The organism is Enterococcus sp. AMC1086 (assembly GCF_058216575.1).
The window spans coordinates 2997592-3022896 of the sequence record NZ_CM177100.1; the positions used below are offsets into that span (position 1 = coordinate 2997592).

The following is a 25305-nucleotide window of genomic DNA, read 5'->3' on the forward strand; positions in this document are numbered from 1 at the left end:
AATTTCATTTATTTTATCTATAAATTTTATATACTACTAATTATAAATTTTAATTCAAAAAATATTTTTTTCAACAGCTCATAGTTTTAAAATTCCCAACATAATAGACATTTAACGAAAATAGTTTTGTTTTAAATCGCACATTTGTTTTTTTTATATTTTATTAAAATATAAAAATTACTCATCAATAGTTTTATTTTTTTCAAAATAAGGATCATCTCCATCTTTTTAACCACTCTCTCCACTTTTTTTGTAATTTGCAACAATATTCTGTAAAAAAATCTCAATGAAATAAAAAAGTCAAATAAATAATGTTTTTTCGTTTTTTTATTTTTTACTTCTTAATCGTATTTATTTATTCGAATTTTAATTAAAATATTACGCTTCTTTTAAAAGTCATTCTAATTTTAGACTCGTTTAACTTTTATCATTCATTCATTTTTTTAAGCAAGTGACTTATTTTAGATAGTGATATTACTGATTTAAACGATGATAATACTAAAGGTTTATTGTTATTGTTTGAATTCATTCAACGGCAAGTTACGTTACATTGCAGGGGCTTTTTCAGCGGTATTCTCATTGATAAAAAAAAGAATAAATGGTGTGTCGGGAAGAAAAAATCATTATTTTTAGCTGAACAATAAATAGAGGAATGTTCAACTGATAGTGACTATCTACAATTCAAAGTTGTATATTTAGAAAATACTGGGGAGTTTTTATAGAAAATCGAGAAAAATATTGAAACTATTTGGTGATTATATGTATTGATTCTTGTAAATTTTAATTGTAGATACTAGTTGTGGCAAATTATTATACGGGATCCAATCCCTCTTTATCTGTTTTACCATGATACAAGGATGAGAACTGCTTTGTTTTTGATAGAAGAGATTTCACGTCAGTTCTTTTTGTAAACATATTGAGCCACGTCCTTTCCTTTTTTAGTTTTAGTGTTGATGTTCTTCTTTATACTTCCTATTTTACATACATTTCAATTCTTTTAATTCGCGATCCTGTCGGTTCTTTCGACAATTTTTAAAACTGTATTTCACGTACTGTATCTTTTTAATGATTTCCGATAATCTTTACTCAAAGATTTTTCTTCTACACTTTATAAATACGCTCTCTAACACAACCTTTGTCTCTTGATTTTTGTTACTCTTCTTCATACTCCTTATTATACTTACAGGAGGGCTATTTTTCTGTGCGATGCTGTCGCGTCTTACGACAATTTCGCATGCTGTATCATGCACGCTTTGCTTCTTTAGCTAAGCTCTCGTTTCAATTAACTTTCTTTTATTAAGAATATTGCAATTAGATAATTGATTTCTGACAATAACTGATAAACAACTGATCAGAAACGTTAGGCTTAAAACTAAGACTAAATGTTTATTCCCCTTGATTTGTACCACACTCACCTAAACCTTGTCGAAGATAAACGAACGCTCATACTTCTTTTTAAGTCACACAAAAGCAAACGCAAGTAAAAAAGCCCAAGAGAATAAGTATAACTTTGTAAGTTATACTTGATCTCTTGATTTTTCTATACACGTCTAGCACTTCTCTAAGCAACAGTCCAGATAGTTGTTACAACTTACTTTTTGTTTTAAAGGTGATTTTTTCCCTTCTATATACTAACATGTGAAGAAACAGCGAGATCAGTTGAGCTACTTATTCCGATATTTCTGCGTAGAGCTCTCTTACTGTTCCGTTTGTATCATAGCTAACTGCGATTAGTTTGTTGAATGCATTTTTTTTATCGATACTCTCCTGATTTGTTACGATTGGGAGGAACTCTTCTGTAATTGGACTAGTTGATTCCCTTACTTGCTTCTCGTAGCCGGCCAAACCAGACTTGATTTTTTCAGCAGGGATATTCATATTCTCACCCATTTTTTCGACAAGACCAGGAAGATTATCATTAGGTAATACACCGTTGACTGGAGCAATTTTAATCGAAATGGTCTGTGAACGTAAATAGGCTAAGCTGTTTGTTTCTGAATATTCATAATTTAAGGTCACTTCCGAAACGATCTGTAACTCTTCTTCTTTGTAAAAAGTATACCTGGTTTGAAAATTCAGCTCTTTATTTCTAGCGAAAACAGCATATACTGTTTCCCCCGGTTTTACTGTATCAGAAGGGATTTCATCGGCAATAAGCTTTTTCGTTTCTTCATAATAAGCAGGAATATGCAGCTTATATTTTTCTTCAACAAGCTGAAAAGCCTCTTTTTCCGTTGCTATTTTTGAATAATCAGAATTACCAAATGTTTGCTTGCGCTCCGCTTGCCAGCTTAACGCCTGATCTTCTTTGGAGAAGTCATCGTACTTACCTGCTTTACTGCATCCCGAAAAAACAAACAGAAGCATTAACATGATGATTCCTATCATTGATGTTCGTTTACTCATTCTGGAAGCACCACCCGTTCTGCTTGAAGACCTGGAAATGCGTCTTGTGAAAAACTCAATTCGATGGTACTTTGATCTAAAAGTTCATAAAGAACGACACATTCAACCGTTTGTCCTTTAGCAACCATTTTAGTCTGAGCGTCAGCAAGTTCTTTTACATCCAAAAAAGCTGAGTCTTCTGGTAACGTCGCTACCGAGAGCGTTTTTCCGTTTTGTGAAGCTGTAACAAGTTCTTGCCAAATGGACGGTTGAACAGGCTCTTCATTTAAATTCGTAAAGTTATAACGGATCGCCACTAGTTTTTGTTGTTCTTTCCCTGACACTTGTCTTACACCTGTAGTTTCCATTTTCAGCTCATCATTTTCAATTGTGATGATATCACCTTCGGCTTTTTGTTTTGATTCTTCCGTCTTTTCAGCCTCTTTCTCATCGAAACTGACTTCTCTAAGAGTCGCTACAGATGCATCGATTTTCTCTGAACGCTTCTCGTAGGAATTGTCATCAGCCGAGTAAAATGTCATCTGAACAAAACCGTTTTCCGTCCAAATATAGTAGAAATGTGCCCAGACACTTTTTTCTTTATAGACAGTATTCAAGGTATATTTATAAGCCGGGTACTCCCCTACTTTCATTTTTTTCATATAAATACCTTCAAGATTTTTATAATTGTAGCGCTCTTTTAATTTTTCTCTTGTTTTTTCTCCAAATGAATCTTGTTCTACTTCTGTTACTGGTGTCGTTGTAATAAATAGATAGGAATTACTTTTTGTATCCTCTGCGCTAAAAGCTGTTTGAAGTCCGTAATCACTTCTGACTTCTTTATCTGCTTTCCAGCCACCTGGCAGTTGCATTTCATAAGAGACACCTCTATCACTGAATTTTTGTTCGGTGTCTTCCAATTGTTTTGAACACCCTGTAAAAAAAAGTAATACAGCGATCAAAGATAACATAATGGTTCCTTTTATTTTCAATGGATTGACTCCTTTTGATTTATTTTTTGTTGTTTTTTCTGATACCAATAGACGTAGCCGCTAAATAACAGGACACTGCTAATAAATAATAAGCCGCCAAGTTTCATTCCTTCAGGATAATACGTTAATTCAACAGTATGTTCTCCTTTAGGAACTTTAACGGTGATCAAAGCATCTTGAACTGCCTTGATTTCTGTCGGTTTTCCATCAATAGTTGCTTTCCAGCCTGGATCGTAAGGGATCGTTGTGAAAATAACTTGTTCTTTTTCTGTCGTAACTTTGGCTTCAACATGATTGCCTTTAACATTAAAAGGAACTTCTTTTTCTCTGATATCAGTGATTGCTTGATCCAGTACATCCGTTTTTAAAACTAAAACAGACGGACGAACGGCTTGTACCACTGAGCTGCCCATAAACTTAGCTGTAACGTTGACTTTCGTTGCTTGCTCATAATGTCCTAGATTAAAATAAGTACCTGTTGAAGACAGTCCGCTGACATTTTTATGCCCATCAACACTGATTTCTACTGAGCCATTATCAACACTATTCAATGCTCTAGTATCTAATGATAGATAAGCTTGTGTCTGGGCTGGGACGTTGACTTCCCATGTAATACTTTTTTCTTCCCCAGTATTGCTTTCTTCAGAATATAAGGTAAAATCACCAGATTCTTGCACGATCATATTGGTTCGAGAAACTTCTGTTAAGCCAGTAAATTGGAAAAGCGGCTCTTTCATTTCTGATAAGTATTGGACCAATGCTGTTTGATTGTTATTATTTTTCGTTTCATAAATACCTTGATCTGTTAGGACTCCTAATGGTAAGGCATGTTCATTTTCATAAAGAGTATAATTACCATGTGTCTCAATTTCTTTAAAGCCGTATTTTTGAGGGTCATTTTTGGCTAAATTATATTTCACTCCCAATAGATCATCCATTAAAATCGTATTGTTTTCATACTGAATGGTTAAATTCGTTCCTTCTGAACGATAGCCTAAACGATCCAGATATTGTGAAGAATTACGATTACGTATCGATGAAAACATTGTTACACCAGAATAATTGTAATTAAAACTGTCTGTCCTACTGATTGGGTTTAAGTTTTCAAGTCGATAGAAGGTATCATTTATTGATTGGGCTTTTTCCACTAACGGTTCAATATCTTTATACCCCTGTGTATAGCGTTCTTTGCTTGTGTAGCCCCATTCTTTATCGATCCCTGACATGATTTGATGTGTATTGAACGACATTTCCCCACACATTACACTAATCAGTAAAACTGGCATCAACCATCTATATTTTGGCAATTTATCTTTAAGAATAAAGAGCAGTACATAGACTACTAATAAAATAACCGTGATAATCAAAGTCTCCTGTGTAATATAGCCATATCTTTTTTTGTTGGAAAGAATTGCAGCTGCGATAAAAATACCGACAAGTGACAGCATAATATTGCCGAGTATATTGAGATCTTTTTTCTCAAATTTTTCCAAACCAAAACCAGCTAATATCAAGACTAGAGCGGAATAAAGGAAACTATAACGGAATAAGAACATATTTGGCGAATGCATTCCCTGCCAAAATAGATTCAATGGCTGAATGTAGACACTGGCAACCATGACTAATAGTAAACCACCGAATAATAATTTATTTTTTAGCGGGATTTTTTTCGTCACAAAGTAAAAAATGAAAAATAGTAGCGGTAACAGGCCAACATAGATAAACGGACTACTCCCATACTTAGAGGTATCGTAAACACCAGTCATATTTTTTACAACAAAATCCCAAGGACCAACATCATTTGTAATAAAGCTATTGATCGAGTCAAGCTTTTCTCCGTTGGTTCTTAAATCAAGCACCGACGGTAAGATAATGATCATAGAAGCCAGACCTGCCAATAGTGATGTGATCAAGTAAGGTACGATCGAACGCTTGTAGATCTTCCATTCTGTCAATACACGAATGAAAAAATATAAAAAACTAAACAAACCGACCATAAAAGCCATATAATAATTTGTAATAAATAATAAAAAGTAGCTGATAAACAATAGCACAGGCCTTTGCCGATCCATAACGCGATGGATCCCTAATAAAATTAAAGGTAGATAAACCATTGCATCCATCCACATGAGCATAATGGAATACGCCATCGTAAAACTCATCAAAGCATACGACACACTTAAAAATACTTTCGTCCACTGGGGTATTCTAAATGTATTATGAGCAAATACCCAAAAAGTTACTCCCATAGCACCAATTTTAGTCAATAATATGATGTACATCGCATCCGGCATATGTAGATTGTCAAAGAAAAATACCAAAAAACTGAATAAACTGTTGGTATAATAACTCATTAAAGACACAAAATTCAGTCCTAATGAACCTGACCAAGTATAAAAGAAGGACTGGTCACCATGAAGCATATTATTAAATCCTGAATAAAAATTGACTAACTGACCAAATGCATCACTAGCTAAAATCGTACGGTCACTCGTTGGATAGATTCCTAGTCGATAGTAACTGATTGCCATAATTGCAACCGGTAAAAGAAAACTAAGAATGATTGCTACGCTATTTTTTTTGAAAAATATTTTTCTATTTTGTTGTTTCATGTATATCCTCGCTTTTCTTTAATCAATCGTACCAAGTCGGTTAAACGGAAAGTATCTAAATTTTACGACGCCTTCAATCTGATCTTGATCGATCAAACCCATTTCCCGGCTATCTGTTGAATGTCTTCGATTATCGCCTAACACAAAATAGTGATCAGCTGGAATCGTTGATAATCCCTCTAATTCTGCGGCGATTTCCCAGTCTACGCGAACTTTTAAAGTCCCATCGGGCAACTCAACACCTGAAAGGTTTTCTTCATTTGGTGGAGTGGGATTTGTTTCAGCCATTTGACTATTTAAATAAACGGTATTTTGATCTAACCAAATGCGGTCACCTGGCATTCCGATCACTCTTTTTATGTATGATTCGTCTTTATTTCCCTTCGGTTCGAAAGTGATCAACGAATAACGCTGTGGGTCTTCATTTTTTAAAATAAATAGACGATCTCCGTTCTCTAATGTAGGCATCATCGATTCACCACTAACTTGATGAGGTTTGATCTTTATCAAAAATAGAATGCCTAAAAATAATACAAGTAAAAAGCAAGCATTTTTAAAATATTTTAATGCTGTTCTTTTGCGATTTGGATTTCTTTCGTCTACTTTTTCATTCGCAATGCGCTTATTTATTTTTTTTTGATTCTTATTTTTTATAGGAACCATCCTTTCTTCGGGTCACTAACTTTGCTAAAATTGCTGCATCTGGTGGAATGGTAAGACTCTCATTTCTACAATACCGACAATATCTTTTTCATCCACATAACCATAGTCTCGACTATCTGAGGCATACGGACGATTGTCACCTAAAACCAGATATTTCCCTTTAGGAACGTATTCTGCTTTTGTAGACCAATCGGTTGTGTAAACACTGCCGCTGTTTTTTGCCCGCTTCGTTTCATCTTCCAAGAAGCGCTCAAATACATCACGATCGTTGACGTATAATTGGTCATCTTTATAGCTGATCGATTCACCTGGTAAACCGATCACTCTTCTCACTGAAGTTTCTTTAGTGTTTGGATCTTTATGTAAAACTAACTTAAATCGCTTCGGCTTAGCTAACTTACTGACAAAAACCCATTCGTCATTATTCAATGTAGGTACCATTGAATAGCCTTCTACCTTAGCAAAAGTAAATGTAAAGAAGGATAACAGATACAATACAGTCCCCAACAAAATCAAACTCAGTCCCAGTTCAAGTATCAACCGTTTAATAGATATCTGCCAAGTTTGCCTTTGTTTCTTTTTAATCGTTTGTTTTGATCTTTTTTTCTTCTTTCTTATGTATGTCGGATCGCTTTTTTGGGATTTCCTTTTTTTAACAGAAGTCCCAGCTTGTTTATCCAACGTGTTTTTAGGGCGTGAGTGAGAAGGTTTTTTCTTTTTGGCACTCATGATAAAACCCCTTTGATTCACTTTATTTTTTTTGCTTTAATGCTGTTTCATTTACATTAAATTCTTTAAAAACTTTTTTTTGTGTTTGCTCAATTCGTTTCAAATCATTAATATAAGTTGAAACTGTCTCTTGGTTGTTCAATTGTTCTTCTGAAAGCGAATAGGTATTTGATCCATATTCACGTAGTTGAACATAGTAACGATTCAGTAATGTTTGTCCTTCTTTTGAAAGACCATTTGAAGGGGTAGAACTACCGTAAGATGCTAAAAGAGAAGTTAATTCCATCAATTTTTGTTTCGATTCTCCAACATCAGAGCCATTTTGAAGACTCGTTAAGGTCTTGTTGACTTCATCCATAACAAAATAGCTTTGCACAATGATATTCCCGTCTGTTTTAGATAAGTTTGTTAATTGATAGTAACGGGCATACAGGCCACCACTAAGAAAGAGGATACTTAAAACGATGAAAATGATTCCTCGTTTTACTTGTGCATTTTTCTTCTTTTTCAGTTGTTGCCTATTACGCTGCCATCGTTTTCGCTTTTGTTTATTTTTAGGGCGCCTTTTCTTCAGCTCGTTAAAATCTTTGGCTGTTGCAAATGAAAGTGCAAATGAAAACAACGCAATAACAAAGGCTATAAGGAAGGCAGAACAGCAACCGATAAACAGCCAATCTAGTATAGTCATATTCTACCTCCTTTCTTTAGTTAGTTTTTTTTCTCTTAACTGCTTTTTTCTTCTTTTTCTTCTTCGACGTGGTGCGAACTACAATAAAGATAACGAACAAGAGAACTAAAACTCCGCCAGCGATCATCGCAATCATGACCCAGTTTATGCCTCGGTCTTGGATAAGTGAGACGTCTTGTGCATTGTATTTATCTGCATCTTTTTGTGTAATTGAGAAACTTTCTTTCCATTCCCATTTTTTATCTCCTGCAGTAACGACGATATGACTATCATAATCACCAGGAGCGAATTGTTCACCGTTTAAATTAACCGGGAAGGTCATCTGTGTGTTTGGTGCCATTCGATAATTTTCTTTTTTAGAATCGTATAAGATTTCATCTGATCCTTTTTTGAAAATTCTAGCATCTACAGTCATCCCTTCTACATAGGTCGGTTCCAAATTTGAAAAGTTGATCAAAAAGGCATTACGATAGTTTGATGAACCTGCATATACTTTGTTTAAAGCTAGTTCTGGTTGGATTTTTGTATCTGTTTCACTTAGCAACATCCCTATGATAAAGGCATATTTGTTTACTACACCATTAGCTGATTCACTTGCTTTTTTCTCTGCTTCTGTTTCAGATTTTTGCAGATAGATCCCACCAGACAATTGGCCATCAAAGCTCTCTTTTGGCATAGAAATATCAACAGGGACTTTTTTGGTTTCTTTCGGTGCAAGAGTAACAGTTTCAGGGACTTTTACAATATCTCCTATGTCATGTTTCAAAGATGGATCCTTTTCAATTTTTGCCGGACCGTATTCAATCACACCATTACTGTTTGTTTTTGCGCTATGAACAGATAAATCAACACCCAATTCACCATCTGTCATATTGTATAGCTCGATTTCGACGGTTTGTTTTTGCTCTGGTGACATTCGTAAATCAAAATAACCAGCACTCCCAATTTGATTTTCCGGCTTTATGATTTTGTAGCTATAGCCGATCTCCCCGTCTCCATCTTGTGCATATGTAGTTTGTGGGATTATTAGTAATAGACAGCCTATGTATAGTAATAAAAATATTGCTTGTTTAAAGTATTGTTTCATCGTCGATTCCTTTCAAGTCATTTTTTTAAAGTGCGGTACCGATCCTCTTAGATCGGTACTCGCGATTAATACTGATAGGTATTAAAAATTTTAATTATAGAGTGTTAGACATTGTCCAAGTAACTTCACCTTTATATTTACCTTCAATGATTTCTTTATCACTTGGAACAGTTAATTTCACTGATTTATCAGAAGTTTGTTCAGTTTCTACATCGGATAATACACCAAAGTGAATTAGTGATTGTCCAATTCCTTTACCTTCTGATTCGTTGTTGATGAATATTACACCCTCTTCTGTTACATCAATTGAAGGAGCCGCGATTGTATCAGCGCTCAATGCTAAATCTGCTGCTTGAGTTGATTTGATCCCAATATTTGTATACGTTAATGTTGCACCTGAAAGTGCGTGATCACCTTCACCCTCAATTGTTGTAGTCATTGGTTTTGTAATTTTTGCTTCTAATTTGTACTTGTGATCTAATGTGCTACGTGTATCTTTAATGATCACATGGTTTGCTGCTGCACCTTTTTCTTCAACATAATTTTTAGCAAAGAATGTACGTGCGCTTCCGTCATTCACTACTGCGTGTCCGCCAAAAGATAATGGTGTTACATCTTGAACACCGAAGATAACTGATTCTAAAGGACGAGTGATCGTTCCAGAGATAATGCCTGAGTCTTCTGAACCATCTGTATCAGTGAAAACAGGACGAGTTGTGTTTGTATCTTCGTCTGTATTACGAGTGAATTGGATATCCATATCACCTTTTTTGAAGTGAGACGCGTCTTCTGCCTTTGTGATCCCTGGTACTGCTACCGCTACGCCTAAAGTTGCCAATAATACTGCTCCAGTTAATTTGTGTGTTAATTTCATTTGTGTTTCCTCCTATGATGTGTGTTTTTTTTTTATTTATGTTAGCTTAGAGTTAATCCAAGTTAGCACCGTTATATATGTTCCTGATTTTTTTAATCCCTCCAGGTAGGGATTGACGAACTGTTTCTTTAATATGAAAAAACAATATCGTCGGGCGGGTCAACTCACCAGAGCATCCAGACTATCTAAAAGCTTAGGCATGATGCTATTTTCTTTGCATTTTATGCTACATTGAAAATCACATGCTAAGCACACAGCTCCATAGGCTGAATTGACCCATGTTTTATTTTTTTCTGATTACTTGGCATTTTCCAACGTAATCGTCATTTTTGCTTGATATTTGCCAAGTGCCTTAACTGCACCAGGCGCTAAATCTAGCATAAACCCATCTCCTCTAGACCACTGCTCTTGTGTAACATTGTATTGCCCAGATGCTGTATTCGTATGACTTAAAATCACAACATCTTCATCTGTTAATGCGATTTCCTCATCTTGGTTGTTATACTTGATCGAGTTAGGAATAATCACATCTTTGTTGTCTAAACTAGTTAATGGTTGATCTAATTTTGCTTTTAGGTTCCATTTCAGCTTGTCAGCTCTTGTATCAGAAATGACTAATGGATCACCTTTAACTTCTGGATTCGTGAACTTTTCAGCTCTAATGTCGACTTTTTTGATATCAAAATCTAATGAGCTTGGTGCTGAAAGTAGCGTTAATAGTCCGGAAAATTTATAATCCATACTACTGCCACCTGATTTGATAGAAAATTCATCGGCTGGACTTTCGATTAGATTATAATTATCAGCCTTCAAGCCATCAACAATAGCTTTGATTTCTTCTACGTCACTAAGTTTCACCACGGAACCTGTTAAGCCTGACCCAACGTAAGGATCGTGCAAAGCATTGCCCTTTTCATCAATAAAATTCACCGTATATTCTGAAATAGGCGGTACCTCTATAGTAAGTGCCAGATTCAATGTATCACTTGGCTTCAATGGATTGAGAATATCACCTGTAGTATCTAGCTCGTAAAAGTCCACCGTTAAAGCATTACTGCCATTGTCTGGTACTTTTGCTAATAAAATAGCGAGCTCAGCTTTGGTTAACTGCTGATCATCCACTGTATTTTCAATCGTTTTAGTCAAGATAACTTCATCTTTCAAGCTTACATTGACTTTATATTTTACTTTGTCTGTGGTTTTCCAATAAAATGGAAGCACAGTTTCAGTAGTATCTCTATAAATGGTTTTACTTAACTCTTTAGTTGGCGTTTTATCATCCCAAGAGGTATACAAAACTGCATCTAATTTCCAGACCGCGTAGAGCGTTGCACTTTTCTTTTCAGCGGCTAGGGTACCATATTTATCTCCCGGCTTATAAATTTTAGTCTGATTCTTTGGATCGGATTCTAAGCTCCAGCCCATAAAGGTGGCGCCTTCTTTAGATAAGGTTGCCCCACTCGCTACTGTGGCAGTCGTTGATGAAGTAAATGTCGCTTGTGCCGGTAGTGTTCCTTGTCCGCCGTTGGCATTGTAGCTCAAAATATAGTTACTCTGAGCTCTGACTGTCACATTCACTGGTACTTTGTTTCCAAATGTGTCACTAATTAGATTGACCACAATAATTTGATTTCCCGTACCATTTAAATTCGTTGTCGGACTAGCGTATGAAGCTGTGACTTGATCCCAATCGTACATCGTATTTCTAAGATTTTTAACTAAGTTATCTATTGGAATATCACTTACTTTTGTTCCCGAGGTAACCATATAGTTTGCTGTGATATCCGCAGTCAATGGTGGTGTCAGCGCTAATGCAACATCTTGATTTGGCGTATTTATCTCTTTTTTAAGAGTACTTGCTTCATCAAATTTCAGATCATATGAAAGTTTCGCAGCTATTGGTACTGTAAATTTTTGTTCATTCATAGCCGCTTTCATGTCAGATTCATTCTGTTTTATTGCTGAACTTTGTCGGATTTCTATTGCTTTCGCTTGTGCAATGCCATTTTGTTCTTTAAGATAACTCGTTTTTAAATTAACCGTGATTGTTGTCTTATCTCCCGACTTAGCTAGATCTAAAACATAGGCTGTGCCATCATTTACAACCTCTTGATTATTCATAAAGAGTGAGAAATCATTTTTTTGGATATCTAGAAAATCGGTATTTTCTTCGGTAATAGTTAATTTAAAACTATCATTATCGGGAACATACTTATCAATAGTTTGTTTGCTTAACTCTTGTTTCATCGTCAGTTCCATTTTCTTTTGATCCGCAGATGGGCTAGCCGTCTTTGGAATCGCTAATGGAAGATAGTCCACTGGTAATGGAGATTTCAGCCCTGGTGAGAAAAAAGGTATTGCCGTTGCAGAGCCACTATTACTGGTAATACTTCCAAATGAATAACCAGCTGCGCTAGTTTGTCCATAAATTGTAAAATAGCCTTCACCAGTTTTATTGCTTCCTTGAGCTGACATGAAATCAAACGCTGCATTAGATGTAGTATCAAGGTATGCACTGCTCTTTAAAAACGCATCTGCTGATGGGATATAATAAGCCTTAGTCAAGCTTTTATCATAGCCTTTAACGTAATTTCCAAGCGAATAGCCAATACTTCCCATATATGTTGGCATGTAAAAAGTGTTATCCTTAAATTCTTCACTCGTTTCATGATCAACTATCTTCATCGTCAAGTATTTTGCATATGCCTCATAGGTATTCGCACGATAAAATGTTACTGTACCGTTTGGACTTATGTCTATATTGCCGCTATACACTCCGGTATTTTTAAACATTAGATCTACATATCGACCTTTGTAAATCCCGGCTTTTGACACTCTAGCCGTTTCATTCGGCATGAAATTATTGTGATAAACAGTTGAAGTTGGGTACAGAGGTATAGTTTTAGTTAATACCCCACTTGTATTGTAGATAGATATTGTGTTATCTACCCCAACTAGCCCTAGATTAATTGCGTTCGGGTCTACATCACCTATGTTTGGATTTTCAGGATCTATTTGAACGACTTTAGGAGAGTTGCCAAGCGTTTTACTCCAAGAGTACGCTTCAGCGACTTCAGCTTTCGTGAATACAAAAAGCCAACTAAGAGCAACGAACAGGACGATCCCTATCAATTTTTTCATTTTTTTTGTCATAGCTATGATTCCTCTTATCGAATGTATTATTCCAGAAAGAAAAATACATTCGATTTCTTGGACTATCTTTTAAAGATAAATTTTCTGAATTGTTCAACTACTGTGTGTGAATCTCATTTGTGTTTCCTCTTTGTTAATGCGTGTGTTTATGGTAATTCGGAAATGATCCATGTTAATACTGTTGAATACGTTCCTGGCTCTTTATCTGTACCTTTAGGCACGGACAAATGAACGGCATCATTCATATAAACCGCTTGATTTCCCTTAGCGGAATCAATAACTGGCTGACCTGCTTCATCTAATCGTGGGCTAAATGTCGGCGTCTCATTATTCTTATTATCATGCGATGCGCCAAATGTAATACTCCACGTTCCCCCACCTGTTCCCTTGTCAGCTTTCGCTAATGTATAAGTTTCACCTATATTGTTTAGACGAATTACTTCTTTAGAAACATCTGGATGGCGACTGCCGCCATTTGGTGTGTTGGTCCACGATTTATCAAATGAAAGAACTGCACCATTTAATTGACTGTTTGCCTTACTTTGATTTATAAACTGTGTTTCTTGTCGTACTTGTAAACTCCACCCTGTTCTATCTTCTCTATAATCTGAAACTTGGATAAAATAGCCTCTCGGTGAAATAACGTCTTTGAATAATAAGGCATCAGCCGCGTAGTCAATATCTCCTGCAACGATTTTATTACTATTAAAGTTGAGATTTGGAACAAAATCGATTCTTAAAGGACCTGTTGTCTTGCCATACGTCTCATCCGTCGTCAACTCATTTTTAGGCGCTTCTGGATCTCGAATGCCAAAGTTTGGATCGACCAGTCCGTCAAAAGTAATGCCCATCTCTCCGTTTGCTTGGGTTGGTTCTTGTGCTTCAGCTGGGATAGCAATACTTAGCATTCCAGTAGTAAGCAGTAATAATGAAGAAATCCAATGAATTGTTTTCACTTATTCATCGCTCCCTTCTTTTGCTTCAATCCGTTCTTTTTTTCTTTTTATGAAATAGAAAAGTGTAACTACGATTAGTAATAAACCACCGCTCATCATAGAACCATATTTGACCAACTCACCAGTAGAGGGAAGCTTGCTTTTAGGCTTTACCGTTTCGTCCGGCGTAGTCCCTGATGGTTTAGAAATTGGCGGCTCACTACTATCTACAGCCCTTTCTTCAAATAGTGTAATTTGACCTTTCACAGAAACTTCTGGATTTTCTTCAGCAACGACATTTCCTGCGTATAGCCCTAGAAAAGCGAGTGCTAAGATAGAAGAAAGCGCGATTTTTATTAAACTAACTCTTTTTTTCATCATTTTCCTCCATTCACCTACTTCGCATTTTCCAAAGTGATCGTCATTTTCGCTTGATATTTCCCAAGTGCCCGAACTGCTCCTGGTGCTAGATCTATTAAAAATCCATCACCTTTAGACCAATGTTCTTCAGTAATATCATAGCTTCCAGAAACGGTGTTTGTATGGCTAAAGATCACCACATCTTCATCTGTTAACGTAATTTCATCATCATCATTGTTGTATTTGATTGACTCTGGAATAACCACTGTGTTATTTTCTAAACTTGTTAATGGTTGATCTAGCTTAGCTTTTAGATGCCATTTCACCTTATCAGCTCGAGTGTCAGAGATAACCAATGGCTCTCCAACAACCTTAGGATCTGTAAATCTTGCCGCAGCTATATTGACCTTATTAATATCAAAGTCTAAAACCGTCGGAGCTGAAATTAGTTTTAATGCCCCACTAAACTTATAAACAACTTCATTTTTTCCATTGCTAATTAGTAGAACATCACTCAAGGGACTTTCTGTTAAATCATAATTATCAGCTTGCAGTTCTTTGATAATATCTTGTACTGCAGTCAATTCATTTAATTTAATGGTCGTTCCAGTTTCTTCTGTTCCAACATATGGTTCTCGTAAATTATTTCCTTTTTCGTCAACGAATTTTACTGTGTAATCTGCTGTTGTAGACTCTGGCAGAACCTCAATATTAATTTTTGTCTCTGCAGTTGCTGCACCTTTTTTCGCTTGAATGGTGGCAGTGTAAGTTGAATCAAACTCAGGATTGTTCGTCAAAGTTGTTGCTTTAATAGAGTATTCAATGCCATCACTTAAACCTGTTGTAACATCCCAGGCGAATGCTTCAGATTTCTCTATAATCAACGCATCTAATTTTGCTTTTGATAAACCAGAAACATCTGCTTTGTTTAGTTCGAAATCTTTTGCAGTAATAACTACCCCAGTTGATGGTACAGTGCCGTCAAGTACCATTACCGGTACTTGAATGATAGTAGTCCGAGTTGGTTCATTAGTGTCAGTCATTTTTACTTCTGCATATTGTAAGCCAACTTTTGACGTATCTACTGGAGTGACATACTCATATTTTGCTGTATGCCCTGGTAAAACGACGCCATCTTTAACGACGGCACTAGCAGCTTTTGTAAAGCTACTATCTTTTTTAACCGTTTGGGCAATTGGTGTCGCACCTAAATTATAAACATTAACTTTAAATGAGTACTCATTAGATGGTAAACCTTTCATTGCACCTTCAGTCTCATTGATTGCCAGCAGCCCTGTTTCATAGGATTTGATTGTTCCAGACTGATCATTCAGCTGTTCTGGTAACGTATTTCTCGGAATTGTCAGGTTCCCAGTAGCTTTCTTTTGGCTGTCTGCAGTAAATGGGATTGTCGTTTTACTCGCATTTGGATATGTGACATTGATTTTCCCAGTATTACCTGCAGCAGGAATACTACTTAAGTTATAAACTGCCTGCAACTCTTCGGTATGATCCTGATAAATATTCAAAGCTTTCGGAGTTGTGTCAATTACCATATATGGCAATTCAGCCCCAGCAAACACTTCATAGCCTGTGTTCAATGCTTTATCAGGTGCAACATCTTTCCAAGGGGCACCAAGCTGATAGGCAGTGTCAATACCTGATGCAATCACTACTCCTTGTGATAAATTTCGGCTTTCTGTTTGTGCTGTCTTGTAATCGTCACCAAAGGAGTTGCTACTAAGCATTCCCAGAGCGCCTGCATTATATTTAGTATAATCAGATAACCAATTCCCTTGAGCTCCTTTCAGCTTGATCGTGAATCTGTTTGATCCATTAAGCATATAAAAACCAGCATTATTTCCCAGCGCATAAAGCGGAACGGTGTCACTATAATAATCTGTATCAACACTTTCAAGCATCGAAAAGCTTCTATTATTAGTCGAAGAATTATACATGTCTAAGCGAATAGAGAAATTCAAATTTTGACTTAGCGAAATATCATAAACATAAATAACTTCTCTTTCTGAGTCTACAATGATTTGTTTTAGCTTATCTCCATTGCGTAAGAAATGGGTAGAGCTCATCGTATATATATTCGTTGTTGGTTCTGAACCTCCTACATAGGACCAGCCAAGACCATTAGATCGATTCCATACATAAGAAGGTGTAGTGTTGTATGGGTATAAAGAATTACCGTCAACTCCTGGAATATCAGATACGCGACCTCGTCCTGCACTATAAACATAGCCCCTACCAGCAGAGTCTCTCACCGCAAAGCCTAAATCAGAGATCATAGAATCCGCTGGCATCCCGCGATTAACAAACCCTGCTCTAGATTTGTTAATCGGATTTTCGATATATCCTTGAGTAGTCCCCTTTAATATAGGAACCCAATCACTAATAGTGTCGTCGCCGAATATCTCATCAGGAACAATCGTAATTGTAAGATTTTTCTTTATTGTCTGTCCTGCTTTCGTCCTTACCGTTACTTCAACAGTCTTATTTCCACGAGAGCCTTGAACAATGTTGGAAGAAGTGACTGTTGCATCTAAGGCCTCTCCTTCAGCAAAATCCCAAGCACCTAAAATAATTTTTTCATTTAAGATACTATTTATTTGCGGCACTGTTTTACCAGCTATATCGCTTCTAGGAATAAATGATTGGTAATCTAATCCCGTCCCAGAACCTAGATCTAACGTACGATTGTCAGCAAAAATATTCATTGGAATTTCAATAACTGTTGAAATAGCCGTATTGTTTTTGTCAGTCATTTTAATATAACCAGATTGATGACCTACTGAGTCGGAAACAAAATTGGACATTGTCTTCGTTCCAGTTTCATCAGTTACCCACTGATAGGTTGCATTTGTTGCTACAGTAGTTGTAGCCGTTTGATATTTTGAAAAGACAGTTGCGCCGTTGGTCCCCATTGAAAAGGGTACGCCTTTTTGAACGTTGAAATATTTAGGATTTTTTAGATCGGCGCCAAATGCAGTAACTGCTCGACTAGTTGACGCTTCTGTTCCATTGAAATCTACAGTGATCGTACCCGTATAAGAGCCCACAGAATTATTAACTGCCGTTGTGTTTGTATAAGACACTGGAACTGCTTCTCCCGTACTCATATCCCAAGCACTTACATTAGATTTTGATTCAATTAATTCAAGTAACTCACTTTTGCTTTTTCCTTTTGTTTCATTAGGATAAATGGTTACTGGATCAGCTTTGACCATTACCTTATTTGTTAGCAAAGCTGTCGTAATCGTTGTACCTGTGCTGGTAATACTGACTGGTACTTTGATTACTGTTGAAATTGCTGTGTTGGTTTTGTCGGTCATTTTTACATTGGCCCATTTGAAACCAGTTTGGCTTGTATCAAATTTAGTTAATACCGTGTTATTCTCATCAACAAATTGATAGGTCGCATTCGTATCAACTGTACTATTCAAAGTTTGCGTTTTGGAGAATAGGTTCGTGGGTGTCGTACTTAATGTTAGTGTTCCGTTTCGGACAACTGTCACAAAAGCTAGTGGATCAGCACCAAATACTACTACATCTTTCTCGGCTGTTGCTTTTTCTGATCCTAAATCGGCTTCAAAGGTTGCTTTATAAGAACCCACAGTTGTTGCAGAAATTGTTGTACTTGCTATTTTCGTTGGAACCTCCTCACCTGTCTCCGCATTCCAAGCACGAGGAGTTGTCTTACTTTTTACTAATTCTTGAAGCTGTGTTGCATCTTTTCCTTTGACTTCATCTGGATATAAAACAATTTTCCCAGAAGTATGCTCTGTTTGAATAGCAGCTTTGTTATTTGCAGTCATCGTTGTTCCTGCATCTGTCACGGTTACTGGAATCGGCACGCGAATACTAGTTAATTCGTAATTCTCAGTAACTTCTACATAAATGATTTGAAATCCTGGTTGAGCACTACTAGGCACTTTCGCATTACCATTTTCATCGACATACTTATAGGTTGCTCCGTACTGTGATTGTGGAATCACTTGTTCTGAAAATAGTAGATTACGTCCGGCAACTGTTGTCAAACTAGGAAAAGCAGCATTTTGCGCTAAGACCAAAACTTTCGGTGTAAACTTCAATCCTTGCTCGTTTTCTACCGGCTCTAATCCTCTTTCAAGGGCATCAGGTGTACCAGGCGAAGCTTGTATTGGTGCTGTACGACTTAACGTTACACCTAAAGCAAGAGTTACTATAAAAACAAGTCCCGCAAAAAGGTACAGCTTTTTCATTTGTTGCTTTTTCATTTATTTCTCCTTTCTTTTTATTTTTAGCACAAGGAATCTCAGACTACATTTAACATCACCTCCTTCGACTCATGTGTGTTAGCTCATCACTGAAGTCAAGAATAGGCATTGGTACTTTTACTGGATTGTTTGGCAAGAGCTAGCGGATAATAGACATAACTTTATCGCCTACTTTCCAGTTTTCTATTTAAATAGATTTTGTTTTTACTATATATAGTAGAAACAAGAAATTCTTTTCGGCATGACTCTTTAAAATAAATAAGCTATGAACAAATGATTAACGTTTTTTCTATATGTATAATACTCAACCAAATACTTTTTTATTAACATCCGTCAAATGAAAAGCATTTCTTTTTTATATCATTTTATTCGGATATTTAAAAAAATATTTACAAGATTGTTTCATCTTAAAAATAAGAGAATAACTAGCATTCATAAGCTTTCTTACTCAATAGAGGCATCACCGTTTTCTAATCATAGTATAAAAAATAAATAAAATCTATATAAAAAAGGTTCATTTCCTTTTTAAATCTCCAAAGCAAAACGCATTTTTCCAAAGAATAAAAAATATTAGTTTACGTGAAAAAACATCCAACTCTAGGTTCTATTTTATTAGGTGGATCACTTCGCTTATTATTCTCGTTCATAAATAAAACATCGCTAAACTAGCGTTTTAAAAGAAAATATTCTACAAATAAATTATCCATAAAAAATGTTTCTAGTTCTATTTCCATTATTAGGGAGCTTTTTTAGATAATAAAAAGATTAGTTTACTTTAATCAAAAACAAATTTAACCCTTATTTTACTCACTTTTTTATCAATAATTTTTTTATTTGATCAAAATCCTGTTAATTTAAACAAAATTTTGAAAAAAAGTTGCTATTTTTGACCAAAAAAAAAAGAGTTCAAATACTCCTTTTTAAATCCTTCTTTATTTTCTCTTAATATATAACAGAAGTAACTAAATTATTACTTGCATATCGTTCACTACAAGCCTATGCATGCACGATGACTAACATTGTTGTATCAATCGTTTAAGTTTAAGAACGTAAAACAAACGATCTCTCTTTTGACCTATTTTCATTTTTAATCAACATTATGATTATAAAATTCAAATTCATTTTATATCTAAATTAGACATTTTAACTGTTGATTCCTGTTTCTTTAACTAACTGTTATGACTGTGTTGAAGAAAAAACTTCGACGATCCCATCATTATTTTAAGTTTCGGATGAATAAACTAAAAAACCGACTCCTTTCATTAGGTCAGATATTATCAAAACAAAAAAAGGCTAGATCATAACTCTACGAGTTATATCCTAACCTTAAAGAATCCGACTAAACGGCGGGAGCAGAAGCAATGCCTTTTTAAGAATTTCATTGAATGGCTATTTTATTTCCAACTATCTACAAAGTGATATCTTATAGTCTAAATTTGTCGTACAGGCTTTTTGCCCAGAAAATGATCATCAATATTCCTAGCCATACAAAAAAATGATTCATTTGCTCATTCGTTTTTGGGAGTTGGTCTTGTGCATGATCTTCTGGTATTACAGCAGGATCTTCCTGAACTACTTCAACGGTTGCATCACTTACAATGGATTCTCCATGAACCGTCTTCAAGAACAGATTAAATACAAAGCCACACATAAAAATCGTAATCACTATATACTTAAGATTTCTTTTTATACAATACATATCCCGCCCCTCCTAAAACTAAGATAGCTCCTATTATTAGCCACCATTGATTACTTTCAGAAAGAATCTCTACTCCTTCATTCATCGATTGTTCCTCTGCAGCAGAAATAGTAAAATCACTTTCCCATGAACGATCGATCACATCCGATTTAGCGACGATCTTCAAGACGTACTTTCCTGCTTTTAGCTTAGAATCTGTCAGTGATAGCTCTGGAGAAAATAAGCTGTTCGGTGCTAATTCAACTTCTTTCATTTCACTCGACCAAAGACTATCTGAAGGCTTCTCTTTTTTATAAACGTTAAAAGATAAATTTAAATTTCTAAGAATAGTGGGATCAGGGTTTTGAAATGTTACATCTAAGGTTTGTTTTGTTTTTTCTACATTCAATTTGACCCCTTTATAATTCAATTCATTCTCGTTACTTTCTTCCGCTACTCTTACTTTTATTGGAATATTATACGCAAAAGAATTGTTCACACCGACTTGCGCACTATCTTCTTCTTTTTCACTCACATTGATGGCACCTAAAATGGTACCAAAAAAATCACTTATATCGTATTTTAGTTGTATCTTTGCTGTAGCAGAGCTATTTGGTTCCACCGTTACTTCATTTTGTTCCAATTTTGCTATTTTTGACATTCTATATCGCTGACTCTCATCATATGTATGGTCTTTATCATAACTGATTGTTCCATCTTTGGTCGTCATACCATCAAGTAAAACTAATTGTAATTTTTTTGGTTCTGAAGATTCATTCACGATAACGACTTCCAGTGTTTGATCCATCGCTGCTGGAACACCAATATTAAAATAATCAACCGTATTTTCCAACTGATTTTCTGGTATAACAGGGGTCACATAAAAACCAGAGTTATTTGCTAACCCCTTTATAGGAAGAAAAAAGAAAAAAGGGAAACATAAAATCAAACTGATCAACCATTTACTACACCTATTTTTTTTCATCTTCACCACTCCTTTTCATTTATTAATATGTAGAAAAAAGAAAAAGCAACTTTCTTAAATTGGATAAGTGCTTTTTCTTTTCTTTATGATTACACTTTCGGCGTTAATGTCCAAGTAATATTTGCACCATACACACCTGATTGAAGTAAATTAGTATCTGCTACTGTTAATTGAGGATTCAATGTAACTGCTTTTCTTTCATTACTTCCTTGCTCATACCCAACGGTAAACGCTTGATGTTCTTCAGTATCATTCATCGTTACGTTTGCAGCGGGTTCAATTGAGCCTTCTTGCGTTGACGGTGTCAGTACAACACCTAATTGGTTTAAAAGAAACCCTTTATTCCCAAATGGTCCATCAGATAATTTTGTACGTACATTCCAGTCATTTTTTTCCTCTGTTCCTGTACGTGTATCAATAATACTAATTGCTGCTTTTCCAGCTTCTTTTTCATTTACAAGTGTTTGTTTGTCTTTTGTATTTATTTTAGAAAAAACAATACTTGCTTCAGTATTTGCATCTTCACTAAATTTAACCGTCCCAGAGTTCATAATACTTTCAACTTCTACGACAGCATTACTATTTGTTAAATCATCTTGATTAGGAACTTTAGCTGCTGGTTGTACAATCAATTCGTCCGCTGGTGTAAAGGTAAAGTCTAATGGATATTCTCCTGTATAGGGTTCATGCTCGACAGTGATTGCAATATCATTTCCTTGTGCATCTTTCCCATTTCTAGCGTAAGTAAAACGGTTATTGTTTAATTCTGTTAACTCCAAAGTCGCTGCATAGTTTGAACCAAGTGAAATTATTGTTCTTTCTTTGTTTCCGTTAATAACATCATAATAGCCATAATCATTTCTTGCGTTTCCTTGTACATCAAAGAATTCATATCTTCCAGATTTGCTATCATAACGAGCTAAACCTAGATATCCTCTGTTGTAGTCAGATACGTCATTTCCGTTTTCATCAAAGGCTTTTGTTCCTTGCCATTTTGTTGTACTTAAAATTGTTCTTCCTGGTTGATCTTTCACGATTGTTCCTGTCTCTTTATTTAATACAGGTGCTTGTGAGGTAAATATCAATTCACCATTATATGGTACATGCTCCACGAAAACATTTCCTTGAGAACCATCTTTTTGTACACCAGTTCTACGATAAGTAAACATATTTTCATCTAATCTCACCATATCTACAACGACACGGTAACCCAATTCTGATAACAACACTCTTTTCTTACCATCCTGAGTGACAAAGAAAACACCTTTATCTCCACGGCTGACATTAGTTTGTTTATCAAAAAATTCATAGCGATTCGTGGTTGAATCATATCTTGCTCTGCCAATAAAGCCACTATTTTCAGTCGTTACATCATTTCCTTTGGCATCATATACAAACGTACCTTCCCAATTTGTTGATCCTAAAACTTGATTTGGTTCATATTCTGCCGCAAATACACTATTTCCACTGAATAGAAAAACAAATGCTAGTAACATTGCTGCAAGTGAAAAACCATAAACCTGTTTTTTCTTTATTTCCGTTTTCATCTCTACACTCTCCATTTCTAATTTTTATACAAAACAATCCAAATGACCGTTGTATACTTTTTTGTTTACTGGCCTAAAGTCTATTGGTAACTATATATTCTATGTTACTTAAGAGAAATAAATAGACTATTAACTAAAAATAAACTTTTTATAAATTTAGCGATTTATTGTGCTTGTATTCGCTGTTTGAACTACAAAAATAGACCAACCATCGATTAGGATGATTGATCTTTCTAAACTAACATTTCTGATTTTTTGGTAATTGATACAGTTATAATGCTTCTTAGTTAGTAACTCATTTTATTATTTGACACAACGAAACCCTATGTTATTTGCTGCGGACATTCCTGTGTTTCCATTTCTAGCAGCGATACGATATCTTTTACAATAAGATTGATGGCATAGAAACGAACCACCTCGAGTTGCATAGACCTCATCATCAATGGTTTGAAAGTTTTCCCAAAAGTATTGGCTACTTTCTTTTTGAAACGTCATCAACTCAATCCGCGCTGGATTACTACACCATTCCCACACATTCCCGATTGGTTGATACAGCCCAAAAGCATTCGGTTCGTACCATTTCGCAGGTGCTGTACTCGCAAAGCCATCTGCCGTGGTATTATCATTTGGAAATACTCCTTGCCAAATATTGCAGTGATATTTTCCATCAGCTAAAAAATCTTCTCCCCAAGGATACTTCTCATAGGAAGTTCCTCCCTTTGCTGCAATTTCCCACTCACATTCAGTCGGCAGACGTTTATTTGCCCAAAGACAATACGCAATAGCATCATTTCTCGAAACCTGTACTACTGGATGATCTAAGCGTCCTACAATATCGGAATCTGGCCCTTCTGGGTGAGCCCAATCTGCTCCTTTTACAGCATACCACCAGCTCATATTAGGAATTAATTGGCTACATTTTTTTGTTTCTTCACTTAGAAAATAATGAAAAACGAAAGACCAACCGAAGCGTTCAGCTTCTGTAAGATAGCTCGTAGCGTTCACAAAAGTTTTGAATTCTTGATTGGTAACGGTCGTCTCATCAATCAAAAAGGTTGGATGGTCAATAGTAAGTTTGGGTCCCTCACGATCCGCCTCAAAGCCATCCAAGCTATCTGTCCCAATACGATATGTCCCTTGTGGAATTTGAATCATAAATCATTCCCTCTTTCTAAAATAACTAATTGAAAAAAATCGTATTGGCTACTTCAATAAGAGTAACACAGCTATTTTTTATCCGATCTGACTTTTCTGGACTAAGGTTAAAATCCTGTCTATTTTCGGTATAAATTCCTTTAACAGCTCTGCGTAGCCACAATACCCTTCGTCAACATACATCACGTCTTTCATTCGTTTACAGCCACCACCACAGATTGGCTTGAAGGTGCAGTCGTAACATTTATCTGGTAATGATAGACGGTTACATAGAAATTCTTTAGACACCTCTTGTTCAAATAATTCTTTTAACGTTTGTTTCTGAATATACCCCATACGATACTCATCTAAGACATAAAAATCGCATGGATACACACTTCCATCCGCTTCAATGACATACTGCACCCGACAATTGCCTAAAATACCGCAAGCCGTTACTTGTCTTTTTACCAACAAATTGATGAGGTCATCAAATAATTTGATGCTGATATAATTTCCATTTTCCAATTCATCCAACCAACAACAGAACAATTGATGATAAAAACTGGCAAAACCTTCAGGTGTCAAAGCATAGATGCTGTTTTCTTCAGCATCTAAATCAGCTAAACAAGGAATAAATTGAATATATGCGATTTTTTGTTCTTGAATAAATCTAAAAACGTTCTTTGCATCTTTCGCCAAGGAATTGGTCAACACACAGAGAATATTGTACTCAATCTCATACTCATCGAATAACTCCTTCGTTTGTAAGACACGTTGAAAGGTTCCTTTTCCTTTTGGATCCACACGATTTAAATCATGTTGATGTGCTTGTCCGTCAATCGACAATCCAACTAAAAATTCATTCTGTTTAAAAAAAGCACACCATTTCTCATTAACGATTGTGCCATTCGTTTGAATCGAGTAATGAACCTTCACTTTTTTCGCTTGGGCTTTCACTGTGTCTATAAAGTCTCGAAAATAGGTAAGTCCAGCCATCGTAGGTTCTCCACCCTGAAAAGCAAAAGTTACTTCATCGTCTTTATCCAAATCTAAATATATGTTACTGATCATTTTTCCCGTAACTTCTTTTGTCATTTTTCCAAAAGACCTCACTTCACGTAAGGAACTTATATTTGCATAAAAACAGTACGAACATCGAAGATTACATAATGATGATATCGGTTTGATCAATACTGATATGTGCTTCATCTTCTC

The 25305-nt window shown here is 35.6% G+C and carries 17 protein-coding genes; all 17 read right to left on the reverse strand.

All coding sequences use genetic code 11. The annotated features are described in order from the left end of the window. Positions 1 to 1668 precede the first annotated feature (1668 nt). The 17 genes from AC4BC4_RS14090 to AC4BC4_RS14170 all read right to left on the reverse strand — a co-directional run bounded on the left by AC4BC4_RS14090 (position 1669) and on the right by AC4BC4_RS14170 (position 25299). Positions 1669 to 2406 carry a hypothetical protein gene (locus tag AC4BC4_RS14090; RefSeq protein ID WP_490476101.1) on the reverse strand — a complete coding sequence of 246 codons (738 nt, stop codon included), beginning with the start codon at positions 2404 to 2406 and terminating at the stop codon, positions 1669 to 1671. Continuing rightward, entirely contained in the window at positions 2403 to 3377 is a 975-nt protein-coding gene (locus AC4BC4_RS14095) for a DUF5067 domain-containing protein (protein ID WP_490476102.1), read from the reverse strand. Before AC4BC4_RS14095 ends, AC4BC4_RS14090 begins: the two co-directional genes overlap by 4 nt. After that, positions 3374 to 5989, reverse strand: coding sequence for a YfhO family protein (locus AC4BC4_RS14100; RefSeq protein WP_490476103.1), 2616 nt, complete (start codon positions 5987 to 5989; stop codon positions 3374 to 3376). The genes AC4BC4_RS14095 and AC4BC4_RS14100 overlap by 4 nt, the downstream gene beginning before the upstream one ends. An 18-nt stretch (positions 5990 to 6007) precedes the next feature. Then, complete coding sequence (lepB, locus tag AC4BC4_RS14105; protein ID WP_438758167.1) at positions 6008 to 6652, reverse strand: signal peptidase I; 645 nt, start codon at positions 6650 to 6652, stop codon at positions 6008 to 6010. 24 nt (positions 6653 to 6676) lie between these two features. After that, complete coding sequence (gene lepB, locus AC4BC4_RS14110; protein ID WP_490476104.1) at positions 6677 to 7381, reverse strand: signal peptidase I; 705 nt, start codon at positions 7379 to 7381, stop codon at positions 6677 to 6679. A gap of 22 nt (positions 7382 to 7403) precedes the next feature. Next, positions 7404 to 8069, reverse strand: a complete 666-nt coding sequence (locus tag AC4BC4_RS14115) for a YccF domain-containing protein (protein ID WP_490476105.1) — start codon at positions 8067 to 8069, stop codon at positions 7404 to 7406. Positions 8070 to 8085: 16 nt separating this feature from the next. After that, positions 8086 to 9156, reverse strand: coding sequence for a WxLIP family cell surface protein (locus AC4BC4_RS14120; protein WP_490476106.1), 1071 nt, complete (start codon positions 9154 to 9156; stop codon positions 8086 to 8088). 94 nt (positions 9157 to 9250) lie between these two features. After that, positions 9251 to 10030 carry a WxL domain-containing protein gene (locus AC4BC4_RS14125; protein WP_438758163.1) on the reverse strand — a complete coding sequence of 260 codons (780 nt, stop codon included), beginning with the start codon at positions 10028 to 10030 and terminating at the stop codon, positions 9251 to 9253. Positions 10031 to 10327: 297 nt separating this feature from the next. Further along, positions 10328 to 13183: a hypothetical protein gene (locus tag AC4BC4_RS14130; protein WP_490476107.1), complete on the reverse strand. Its 2856-nt coding sequence runs from the start codon at positions 13181 to 13183 to the stop codon at positions 10328 to 10330. Positions 13184 to 13329: 146 nt separating this feature from the next. Beyond that, a complete protein-coding gene (locus tag AC4BC4_RS14135; protein WP_490476108.1) occupies positions 13330 to 14139 on the reverse strand; it encodes a WxL domain-containing protein in 810 nt (269 codons plus the stop codon). After that, entirely contained in the window at positions 14140 to 14496 is a 357-nt protein-coding gene (locus tag AC4BC4_RS14140) for an LPXTG cell wall anchor domain-containing protein (protein WP_490476109.1), read from the reverse strand. It abuts the gene before it with no gap. Positions 14497 to 14513: 17 nt separating this feature from the next. Further along, positions 14514 to 18743, reverse strand: coding sequence for a MucBP domain-containing protein (locus AC4BC4_RS14145; protein WP_490476110.1), 4230 nt, complete (start codon positions 18741 to 18743; stop codon positions 14514 to 14516). A 1423-nt stretch (positions 18744 to 20166) separates the two neighbouring features. After that, positions 20167 to 20442 carry an LPXTG cell wall anchor domain-containing protein gene (locus AC4BC4_RS14150; RefSeq protein ID WP_438758158.1) on the reverse strand — a complete coding sequence of 92 codons (276 nt, stop codon included), beginning with the start codon at positions 20440 to 20442 and terminating at the stop codon, positions 20167 to 20169. Then, the gene (locus AC4BC4_RS14155) at positions 20417 to 21406 is read right to left on the reverse strand and encodes a WxLIP family cell surface protein (RefSeq protein WP_490476111.1); all 990 of its coding nucleotides are present in this window, start codon (positions 21404 to 21406) and stop codon (positions 20417 to 20419) included. The genes AC4BC4_RS14150 and AC4BC4_RS14155 overlap by 26 nt, the downstream gene beginning before the upstream one ends. An 89-nt stretch (positions 21407 to 21495) precedes the next feature. Then, a complete protein-coding gene (locus tag AC4BC4_RS14160) occupies positions 21496 to 22953 on the reverse strand; it encodes a DUF4822 domain-containing protein (protein ID WP_490476112.1) in 1458 nt (485 codons plus the stop codon). A 303-nt stretch (positions 22954 to 23256) separates the two neighbouring features. After that, a complete protein-coding gene (locus AC4BC4_RS14165; protein WP_490476113.1) occupies positions 23257 to 24108 on the reverse strand; it encodes a formylglycine-generating enzyme family protein in 852 nt (283 codons plus the stop codon). A gap of 78 nt (positions 24109 to 24186) precedes the next feature. Further along, positions 24187 to 25299: an SPASM domain-containing protein gene (locus AC4BC4_RS14170; protein WP_490476114.1), complete on the reverse strand. Its 1113-nt coding sequence runs from the start codon at positions 25297 to 25299 to the stop codon at positions 24187 to 24189. Positions 25300 to 25305 lie beyond the last annotated feature (6 nt).